Origin of the sequence: Corynebacterium sp. HMSC11E11 (genome assembly GCF_001807025.1) — a bacterium.
GTDB lineage: Bacteria > Actinomycetota > Actinomycetes > Mycobacteriales > Mycobacteriaceae > Corynebacterium > Corynebacterium freneyi.
This window is the reverse complement of record NZ_KV787129.1, coordinates 18,118-27,924: the sequence shown is the minus strand read 5'-3', so window position 1 is coordinate 27,924 and position 9,807 is coordinate 18,118. Positions and strand designations below refer to the sequence as shown.

Below are 9,807 nucleotides of genomic sequence, written 5' to 3'. Positions count from 1 at the left end.
GCCGGCGATCTGCTCCAGGGCCGGGAACGGGGAGCCGACGGTGATGTACGGACCGTTGGGCAGGGCCTCGACGAGCTCGGCGGCGGCGGAAATGGTGTTGGCGTCCATGATGCGCTTCCTTTGCGTGGAGTTGAAAGAGTTGGTTGGCGGAAATTCGGGCGGCGGTGTGGACGGGAACTTCCGTACGCGCGGACGGAACCGCACGCGTGGTTTCCGGATCAAATGACCCGGAGGGGGCTACTACTCGCCGGCGGCGACGCCGTTGCCCGCGGTGATGTCCAGGATGTCGGAGACGTGGGTGGAGTTGTCGTCCTCGACCTCGACGTCGAGGAAGTCCTCGCCGAACGGCAGGTTGATGTCACCGAAGGTGGAACCCAGGTTGATGTCGCGGCCGGCGATCTGCTCCAGGGCCGGGAACGGGGTCTCGACGGCGAGGTACGGGCCGTTGGGCAGGGCCTCGATGAGCTCGGCAGCGGCGGAAATGGTGTTGGCGTCCATGTGAACGACTCCCCTTTTTTGGATGGCGTGGTGGCTGAGAACCGCGGCCCTCGGCGGGCCCCCGGCGGTCGGCCCCTGAGGCCTCCCTGAATCTCTCGGGGTAGACACTAAGACCGCTCTTTGCTTTCCGCAATGGGGTTCACGGGCCCGGCGAGTACGGACAATTGTCTTCCGGCGCTTCGATTATCGGATTTATTGGCGTACCCCTAAAAGTGCAGAACACGCGTTGTTTACGTGGCGTTCATGTGCGCCATGCGAATGGCTAACGGTGTGAACCCGTTCTAATTTTGGCACTGCCAGCGGAAACGGTTGGGTAATGGCATTCATGAAAGTGAGCCTCACCTAAGAAACGGGCGTGGAGGGTGGGGTGCCGGGTGTTGTTCGGGACGCTTTTCGATCGTCGGAGTTTACGCCTTCGTTACCCTGCAAGATGTGAGCTAATGCACACTCTGGCCCGAGTTTCGGTCCGCGCCATTCGCCCCCGCTCGGGGGTAGTGCAGTAACCCGGTGTAACACGAATGCCCGACCTGTCTCGGTTACCCCGGCTGCGCCCCCACCTGCGCGATTCCACCTCCGGCCGGGTTCCGACGAGCCACGCGATCCGGCCATGCGACGTTGCCCATCGCCCCCGCCCCGGCCACCTCGTCCATCAGATCCCGACCAGACGCCACCGGGCCCCTCTCCCGCAGCAAGGTGGGAGAGGGGCCCGGTGGCGTCGCAAGGCAATTGGCACGGCACGCGCGACGCAACGCGCCATTCATGCCGCACACGCGGCGCACGACGGCTCCCGCAGCGATGACGCCTGATCCGCCGCGGCTACCCCGCGTTCGTCGGCCGCCGATCCGAATGGTCCTCGGCGGACCCGTCCCGCGCACCGAGCACGGCACGCGCCAGCACCTCCGACGCGACGGTGGCGACGACGAGCATCGACACGATCGCCAGCAACCCGGTGAGCACCTTGCCCACCGTCAACGTCCCCTGATCGAACTCGAGGATCGCATTGCCCACCACCAGCAGCGGCGCACCGACCATGACGCCGGCGGACAGCTGATTCATGCGCGACAGCGCATCCGGCGCACGCCACATGGCCACCGCCGCACCGAGCAGGTACAGCGACCCGCCGATGACGGTCAGGGCGAACAGGACCGTCGTGATCACTCCTCCGATGCCCATGACTTATCTCCTTCCCCGCGAAATCACGCGGGCCAGGCCGACGGTCGACAGAATGCCCAGCAGGCCCGCCAGCATGGCGATGTCGAACGTGATGGCCGTTTCCCGCAGCAGGGCGGTGGTCAGGAACACGCCGACCATCGAAAAGAACGCGACGTCGGACATCACCGCACGCGACACGTTTCCCTTGACGCGGAACACCTGGATGACGGTCAGCACGAACGCCAGCGAGCACAGCGCGACGCCGATGCCCGCGATGACCTGCACCACGGAGTCAGTCATGGCGGTTCTCCTTTCGATCGGCGGGGGCCGGGTCATCATGTTTGACGACGCCGGCGTTCAGGTCGCCCGGCCCACCGCCATCGGTGGCCGGCTCCGGAATGACGTCGTCCTCCATCGGGTCGTCGACCACCGTGACGGAGTCGGGCAGGCCGGGCAGCCCCTGCGCGGTTTCGGCGGCGGTGCCGATGACCTCGTCGGGGTCGGAGTGCACTTCCGGGTCGTAGTCGTCGAAGACGAAGGCCTCCGGGCGGGGCAGATCGCGCACCCGCGGGGACATGCGCTCCTCCATGTCGTACAGCGAATCGCAGACGCCCTCGAAATCCGCGCCGAACACCGCGTGGACGATGAACATGCGGCGACCGCCCTCCAGGGCGCGGATGCCGCAGACGAGGGTGCCCGGCGTCATGGTGATCGACGCCGACAAACCCACGATCTCGGTGTCGGTGGTGATGCGCAGCGGCATGCCGATGAGGATCGGCTTCTGCTTTTGCCTGGCCCGGAACGTATCCGCGATCACCTCCGTCGCGGCGATGACGACCTGACCGGTCAACCACGCGCCGTAGGCGGGAATGTGCAGGATGCTCATCGGGTCGCCCCTTCCCGGGCGGACTCGGCCGCGGCCGAAACGCCCGTGTCGTTGCCCACGCCGTCGATCATGCCGACGCCGTTGGTGGCTGCGCCGCCCATGTCGACGTTGTCCAGGTTGCCGTAGGAGATCGCCTCCGCAGGGTCGCCCAGGGCGGCCTCGACGTAGGCGGGCACGTCGACCAGCGCGTCGCCGGCCGCACCCGTCCACCCGGCGACGACGCCGACGAAGACGAACATCGCCACGCTGACCGCCGCCAGGAACACCGACGGCGCCGCCAGGGCCCCGCGGACCCGCAGCGAATCGTCGATGCCCTGCATCGGGCGGCCCCAGAACACGCCGCGCCACAAGCGGACCATCGCCAACAGGGCGCCCAGGGACGCCAGGACGATGACGGTGATGACCACCGCCGACCGGGCGTCTCCGCCCGACGCCGCCGCGACGACGACGCCGACCTTGCCCCACAGGCCCGAAAACGGCGGGAAGCCGACGATGGAAAACGCCATCGCCGCGAACACCCACGCCACCAGCTGATCCCGCCGGGCCAACCCCGACAGGCGCGACAACGTGCCCGTGCCGTACGTTTCCTCGATCGCGCCGGAGACCAGCACCAGCGAACCGACGGTGACCATGTGGTGCAGCGCGTAGAAGATGCCGGCGGCCAACACGGCGGAGGCGTCGCCGTCGGTGAAGGCCAGCACCACCAGGATGAACGGCATGCCGTTGACCATCTGGTACGCCAGCACCCGGCGCATGGTCGACTCCGCCAGGCCCGCGTAGGCGCCCAGCAGCATCGACGCCCCCATCAGGACGATGATCGGCCACCGCCACGACGGATCCATGTCCACGATGACCACGTAAATGCGGAACAGCATGTACACGGCCACCTTGGTGTGCACCGCCGAGAAAATCGCCATCACCGCCGGCGACGTCGACGGGTAGGTGCGCGGCAGCCACGTGTGCACCGGCGCCAGACCCGCCTTCACGCTCAACGCGATGATGACCAGACCCAGCGCCACCGCACCCGGCCCGCCGCCCGCGGCCGACCCGGCCAGCAGCGCGATGTTCACCGCGCCGACCGAGCCGTACACCAGGGCGACGCCGATGAGCAGCACCGTCGACGTCATCAAATTGACCAGCACGAACGACCGGCCGGCCGCGAGGCGATGCCACGTGCCCGTCACCGCGATCAGGCCGTACGACGGAAGCAGCATCACCTCCATGAACACGAAGAAGTTGAACAAGTCGGCGGTGAGGAACGCACCGGCCATGCCCGCCAACATCATCAGCGTCAGCGACGCGAAGAAGCGCGACTTGTTCTCGCCGGCGACCTGCGCGAACCACGCGCCTGCGAAGACGACCATCGACGCCACGCCCAACATGAGCAGGGAAAACGCGTCGGCGACGAAGGGAATGGACACGCCGCCGGGGAACCCGCCGACGTTGTGGCCGATCGGGCCGGAGTCCATCACCCGGTACAGCAGCGCACACGCCACCACGGCCATGCCGGCCGGAGTGGCGATCGACAGCGCCACCCGCACCGGAGCCCACGGCAACACCGCGGCGACGCCGGCGAACAACAGCGGAAGAATCGCCACCAGGGGCAGCAGAGCGGAGACCGTCTCCGCGGACATGCCGGTCATCAGCGATCACCGTCCTGGGGCGATACGGGCGGGTAGTGCTCCATCCGAACCGCTCCCGCACCCGAACCGGCGTCGGCCGGGCGCAGGCGGCGGGCCTTGCGGCCGGCTGTCGACAACTGGGCATTGGCCTCCCGGTCCTCGCGGATCCGGGTGTCGTCGTCGCGGCCCAGGGCCGACATCGCCAACATGAAGGCCGTCACCGCCATGGTGATGACGATGGCCGTCAACACGAACGCCTGCGGCAGCGCATCCGCCGCCGTCTCCGCCTCCGCATTGCCCATCAGGGGCTCCTGCCGCCAGGCGCCCACGCCCGTCGACAGGATGATCAGGTTCGCCGCATGCGAGATGAACGTCATCCCGATGATGATGCGCACCATGCCGCGCTGCAGCACCAGGTACGCGCCGCCGCCGGCGAGCACGGCCGCGATGAGCGCGATGATCATGCCCGCACCTCCTTCTTGTCGGAACCGTTCTTCTCGCCGCCGCCGGAACCGCCGGGACCATCCCCGCCGGCACCGGACCCGGAGACCGGACCATGCCCCGACGAGCCGTCGTAAAGCTCGTCCGGGACGCCCTCGCCCGCCGGATCCCCGTACGCGGAATCCGCGGCGACGGCCTGATCCGGCTTCTGCTGCGGCGGAACGGCAAGCCCCGTGCGATGCACCACCGTCGGGCCAAGCTCATCATCGGACTTCGGCGACCCCGGACGAGTCGGCCCGCCCAGATGATTGAGCGCCGTGGCCACGATGCCCAGCACCGCCAGGTACACGCCCACGTCGAAAATCAACGCCGTGGTCAGATGCTGCCCGGCCACCGTGCCATGCAGCGGAGCCAGGAACGAGCCCTCCAGGAAACCGACGAAACCGATGACGATGGCCACGATCACGCCGAAACCGCTGAACAGGTACGGCACGTTGCGGCCCATCAGCGGGCGGTCATCCGGATTCGACAGGTACTTCAGCATCAGCGCCGACGAACCGATCAACGCCGCATTGAAGCCGCCGCCCGGCTCGTTGCCGCCGCGGTACAGCACGATCACCGACAGCACCAGCAGCAGCGGCGTCATCCACCGCACCAGCCTGCGCAACGGCAGCGAATTCAGACCCGGCTGCGGCAGCGGCCCCGGACGACCCGGGTGATGCGGCCACCGCGGCATCGACGCCACCACCGCGGCCATCGCGATGCCCGCCATGCCCAGCACGGCGAGCTCGCCCAACGTATCGAAGGCACGGAACTCGACGAGGATCGTGTTGACCACGTTGTTCTCCGACGTGATCTTCGGGCCCTCCTCGAGGTACCACTGCGCGATCTCCGGCTTGTCGCGGCGACCCGTCAGGGTCCACACCGCGCCAAAGGTCGCCAGGCCCACGCCGACGCCCACCACCGCCGCGACCATGCGGCGATTGCGGCCCGTACCCGAGAAGGCGCGGGGCTGGTGACGCAGCACCAGCATCATCAGCACGACCGTTAGCACCTCCACCAGGAACTGGGTCATGGCCACGTCCGGCGCACCCAACAGCAGCACCTGCAGGGTCACGCCCGTGCCGGTGACGCCCAACAGCACCGCCGCCTGCAGGCGATTGCGGGCCTGCATCGTGGCGACGACGCCGATGACGACCACCGTCAACGGGATCAGGTCCATCCACGAATCGATGCCGTCGATCTTGTCCGGCAGCTCCATGCCGCCGAGGCCCGGCGCCAGCAGAACCGCACCCGCGTAGACCACGAGCACCGACAACATCGGCAGCAGGTGGCGCGTCGGCGCATGCGAATCGCCGATCGCCGCGAAGGAACGGCCCACCCGGCCGGCGGCGCGCGTTCCGAACGACAGCGCCTGCACGCCCGTGAACGGGAACAGCTTCCGGCCCGCCAGGGCCTCGTTCATCCGGCCGCGCATCAGCACCAGCAGCACGCCGACGACGAGCACGCCCACAGAAATGAGCAGCGGCACGTTGACGCCGTGCCACAGGGCCAGGTGCGTCTCGGCGTAGCCGCCGCCGAGCACCGTGCGGGACACCGAATCGAGCGGGCCGTCGAGCAGCGGGCCGACGAAGAACGCCAGCGGCAGCGACACGACGCCCGGGATCGCGGCGGGCAGCCACAGGGCGACGGGCGCCTCGCGGACCTCGGACATGTCGCGGGGGCCGTCGACGAACGCGCCGAAGATCAGGCGCGCCGAATACGTGAACGTGGCGATCGCGCCGATCGTGGCGGCCACCAGCAGCACCACCACGCCGGCGTCGGCCAGCGGGGCATCGGTGAACGCCTCGAGCATGCCCTCCTTCGACAGGAAGCCCAGCGTCGGCGGGATCGCCGCCATCGACGCCGCGCCGATCACCATCGACCCGAAGGTCCACGGCATGCGGCGCCACAGCGGGCCCAGGCGACGGATGTCGCGCGTGCCCGTCTGATGGTCGACCGTGCCGGCCAGCATGAACAAAGACGACTTGAACAGCGCGTGCGCCAGCGTGTGCACCACCGCGGCGACGATGGCGAAGTGCGTGCCCACGCCGATCGTGGCGACGATCCAACCCAGCTGCGACACCGTCGAGTACGCCACCAGGCGCTTCAGGTCCGTCTGCTGGATGGCGAACACGGCCGCGGACACCGCCGTGGTCATGCCCACGACGATGAGCAGCATCTGCCACGCCTGCACGTGCGAGAACGCCGTCGCGAAGCGGATGAGCAGGTACACGCCGGCCTTGACCACCGCCGCGGCGTGCAGGAACGCCGACACCGGCGTCGCCGCCGCCATCGCCTCCGGCAGCCACGCCTGGAACGGCACCTGCGCCGCCTTGGTGAACGCACCCAACGCCACCAGCACCGCGACGACCGTGGTCACCGTGGCGTCGCCGCCGGGACGCCACACCTCGTGGGCCAGCAGCTCGGTCAGGTTCGTGGTGCCCGTCGCCCACACCGCCACGGCCAGCGCGGCGAGCAGCAGCAGGCCGCCCGTGAACGTCAGCAGCAGGGTGCGCAGCGAACCGGCCTCGCCCGACGACCCGGAGCGGGCGATGAGCAGGAAGGACGCCATGGACACCAGTTCCCAGCCGATGAACAGCAGCACCACGTCGTCGGCGAGGACGAGCAGCAGCACGGCCAGCATGAACCCGGTCATGAGGACGTAGAAGCTCATGGTGCCGCCCTTCGGCGGCAGGTACGCGGTGGAGTAGATGAACACCACCGAACCGATGACCAGCGCGAGCAGCGCGAACACGAGGGATAGCGGGTCGAGGCGGAGCGCGAAGTCCACCCCGGTTCCGCCCGGCAGCAGCGCACCGGCCCACGTCATCCCCCACGTGACCGCATCCCCGTCGAGGACGCCGCCGGCCAGGCGGACCAGCTGCACGATGGCGGCGACGAAAAACGCCACGATCGGCCAACCGGCATGCCTGCCGAGCACTTTCACGAATAAGGGGGTGAGGGCCAGCGCCACCGCGACCAGGGCCGGGACGCTGAGCAATGTCACGACGGGGTCGCCTTCCTGTATGGAGAGAATCGATGGGATCCGGCGGCCCACGGCCGGCTCGGATCGGGTATTTTGGCCGTTTTCCACCCTATCAACCGGGTCGGGCGCCGCTGACTTTGGGAAATGCGGAGAAAGGCGCGTTGTCATATATCTCCGCCCGGTGCTTTGCGACGGCCATCGGGTGCCCCCGCGCCGCTTTTTTCGCGCATCGGCGTCGGAAAGCCCGCGGTGCGCGACACCACCCCCGGGCCCTTCGGCGTAGCACCCACGACATCGCCCGCGCGGCCGATAACTTGGGGTCATGGCTCCCCGGAAGGTCGGCGTTCGCCGCGCGTTTTTGTCTCTGCTTCTCATGCTCCCGCTGATCGTCGGCGCGGCGTACGTCGCCGGATCCGGCATGGGCCTGTCGTCGGCCTGGATCGCCGACGGCGCGGAGGAGGGCCACGCCCCCGGCCCGGTGCCCGGCATCGACGTCGCGCAGGTGCAGGAGGCGCGCCGGGCGATCGGAGAGGCCAATACCCAGGCCGGGTTCCTCGACGCCGGGATGGGCCGGGCGACGGAGGGCATCGGCGAACTGAAGGACGGCGGCACCGAATTGGTGGAGGGCACCGGTGCGATCCGCGAGGGCGCGTCCGATCTTTCCTCCGGGCTCAACGAACTGCAGGTCGCCACGGGCCGGCTCGGCGGCGGGGCGAGCGACATCGCCGGCGGGGCGGGGGCCATCGCCGACGGCATCGGCCTGGTCAACGTCGCCATCGGACAGGTGGAGGCGACGATCGGCCCGGCGAAGGAGTCGGCGCGCGCCGCCGGCGATCAGACGGCCGTGGAGAACCTGGAGGCCCTCGAGCGGCAGCTCGGCGCCGTCGACTTCGACGCATTGGCCGGGGAGGCCGAGCGTTTCCGCAGGGGCGCCGACGAGTTGTCGTACCAGCTCAACACGCCGGGCGCTCCGTACCGCGACGGCATTTTCAGCGCGGCCGCCGGCGCAGGCGAGTTGCGCACCGCCACCGAGGAGCTCGACGAGGGCGCCAAGAAGATCGACGGCGGCCTGAAGGAGCTCAACGACGGTGCCCCTCGGCTCGACGAGATGGCCCAGACCGTCGCGGACAAGGTCAGCGAGGCCAACCGGGCGATGCCCGTGCCGACCGGCGAACAGCTCGCCGCGGCGGGATTGATCGACGGCGAGGGCGACGAGGCCGGGGCGAACGCGACGCTCGCGCCGACCCTGGCGTTCCTGGTGTCCGCGCTGGTGATGCTGGCGGCGTCGGCGCTGTGGCTCATCGCGACTCCGGGGCGGGGCGGCCGAGATGGCCGTGATGTCCGTGGTGGTGGCGATGCCGCGAGCCGGGGCGTGTGGTCGCGGGTGCTGCCGGGCGGCGCGTTCGCCGGTGCGCTGGCGGGCATCGTGGCGATCGGCGCGTTGGTGCTGTTCATCATGGCCGACGGCTTGGACCTGCTGCGCGGTGCGACGAGCGTGATCGTGTTGGCGTTGGCCGCGTTGGCTGCGACGGCGCTGGCCCGTGCCGTGTTGGCGGTGTTCGGGGCGTCGTGGGGCCGTTTCGTGATCGTCGTCGGCATGCTCGTCCAGGTCGGCGTCATCGGGTGGGTGTGGCGCACGGCCGCATCGGCTGCGACGGGAGGCGCCGAGATGGCGACCGCGTGGGGAGTGGTCGCCGCCCTGCTGCCGCTGCATCATCCGACGGCGGCGCTGACGGCGTTGGGCAACGACGGGTCGACCCTGATGTGGGGCTCGTCCGCCGGCGTGCTGTTGGCGCTGGTGGTCATCGGTGCGCTCGTCGACCGGTTCGGCGCCGGCCGCCGCCGCGCCACCGTGACCGCGCCCGCCACCACCAAGGCGGCCACCAAGGCGGCCAAGCCCAAGGAGGCCGAGACCGAAGCCGCCAAGCCCAAGGCCGCCGAATCCGAAACCACAGAGCCCGAAGCCGCCAAGTCCACGGCGGCCACGGCGGAGGCACCCACTCCCGACTCGACCGACGACGCGGTTTCGGAATCCCCGGTCGATGACGATGCGGAGGCCCCGGACGCCGAACCCGCGGACGCCGCCGACCCGGACGATGGGGCGGACGGCGGAGACGAAAGCGTCGTCACGCAAGAAAAGCCCTGACCCCGGCCCGCGGCGGAAAAACCCGCCGCCGGGC

At 69.4% G+C, this 9,807-nt stretch carries 8 protein-coding genes; 1 reads left to right on the top strand and 7 read right to left on the bottom strand.

Translation table 11 applies throughout. The features are described 5' to 3' along the window. Positions 1 to 240 precede the first annotated feature (240 nt). From HMPREF3121_RS04055 to HMPREF3121_RS04025, 7 genes are all read right to left on the bottom strand, one after another. Positions 241 to 498 carry a hypothetical protein gene (locus HMPREF3121_RS04055; protein ID WP_070520085.1) on the bottom strand — a complete coding sequence of 86 codons (258 nt, stop codon included), beginning with the start codon at positions 496 to 498 and terminating at the stop codon, positions 241 to 243. An 816-nt stretch (positions 499 to 1,314) separates the two neighbouring features. Continuing rightward, positions 1,315 to 1,671, bottom strand: coding sequence for a monovalent cation/H(+) antiporter subunit G (locus HMPREF3121_RS04050; protein ID WP_070520083.1), 357 nt, complete (start codon positions 1,669 to 1,671; stop codon positions 1,315 to 1,317). 3 nt (positions 1,672 to 1,674) lie between these two features. Next, positions 1,675 to 1,950: a monovalent cation/H+ antiporter complex subunit F gene (locus HMPREF3121_RS04045; protein ID WP_141742964.1), complete on the bottom strand. Its 276-nt coding sequence runs from the start codon at positions 1,948 to 1,950 to the stop codon at positions 1,675 to 1,677. Continuing rightward, the gene (locus tag HMPREF3121_RS04040) at positions 1,943 to 2,536 is read right to left on the bottom strand and encodes a Na+/H+ antiporter subunit E (RefSeq protein ID WP_070520079.1); all 594 of its coding nucleotides are present in this window, start codon (positions 2,534 to 2,536) and stop codon (positions 1,943 to 1,945) included. The genes HMPREF3121_RS04045 and HMPREF3121_RS04040 overlap by 8 nt, the downstream gene beginning before the upstream one ends. Further along, complete coding sequence (locus tag HMPREF3121_RS04035) at positions 2,533 to 4,170, bottom strand: monovalent cation/H+ antiporter subunit D family protein (RefSeq protein WP_083291264.1); 1,638 nt, start codon at positions 4,168 to 4,170, stop codon at positions 2,533 to 2,535. The genes HMPREF3121_RS04040 and HMPREF3121_RS04035 overlap by 4 nt, the downstream gene beginning before the upstream one ends. An 8-nt stretch (positions 4,171 to 4,178) precedes the next feature. Beyond that, the gene (locus HMPREF3121_RS04030) at positions 4,179 to 4,622 is read right to left on the bottom strand and encodes a cation:proton antiporter subunit C (protein WP_083291260.1); all 444 of its coding nucleotides are present in this window, start codon (positions 4,620 to 4,622) and stop codon (positions 4,179 to 4,181) included. Then, positions 4,619 to 7,648, bottom strand: coding sequence for a DUF4040 family protein (locus HMPREF3121_RS04025; RefSeq protein WP_070520077.1), 3,030 nt, complete (start codon positions 7,646 to 7,648; stop codon positions 4,619 to 4,621). The genes HMPREF3121_RS04030 and HMPREF3121_RS04025 overlap by 4 nt, the downstream gene beginning before the upstream one ends. A gap of 301 nt (positions 7,649 to 7,949) precedes the next feature. On the opposite strand from HMPREF3121_RS04025, the gene HMPREF3121_RS04020 reads away from it, so the two are divergent. Next, entirely contained in the window at positions 7,950 to 9,773 is a 1,824-nt protein-coding gene (locus tag HMPREF3121_RS04020; RefSeq protein ID WP_070520075.1) for a hypothetical protein, read from the top strand. Positions 9,774 to 9,807: the final 34 nt, after the last annotated feature.

Coding starts and splice junctions, on each gene's coding strand:
- HMPREF3121_RS04055 (WP_070520085.1), bottom strand. CDS start 498: ATGGACGCCAACACCATTTCCGCCGCTGCCGAGCTCATCGAGGCCCTG.
- HMPREF3121_RS04050 (WP_070520083.1), bottom strand. CDS start 1,671: ATGGGCATCGGAGGAGTGATCACGACGGTCCTGTTCGCCCTGACCGTC.
- HMPREF3121_RS04045 (WP_141742964.1), bottom strand. CDS start 1,950: ATGACTGACTCCGTGGTGCAGGTCATCGCGGGCATCGGCGTCGCGCTG.
- HMPREF3121_RS04040 (WP_070520079.1), bottom strand. CDS start 2,536: ATGAGCATCCTGCACATTCCCGCCTACGGCGCGTGGTTGACCGGTCAG.
- HMPREF3121_RS04035 (WP_083291264.1), bottom strand. CDS start 4,170: ATGTCCGCGGAGACGGTCTCCGCTCTGCTGCCCCTGGTGGCGATTCTT.
- HMPREF3121_RS04030 (WP_083291260.1), bottom strand. CDS start 4,622: ATGATCATCGCGCTCATCGCGGCCGTGCTCGCCGGCGGCGGCGCGTAC.
- HMPREF3121_RS04020 (WP_070520075.1), top strand. CDS start 7,950: ATGGCTCCCCGGAAGGTCGGCGTTCGCCGCGCGTTTTTGTCTCTGCTT.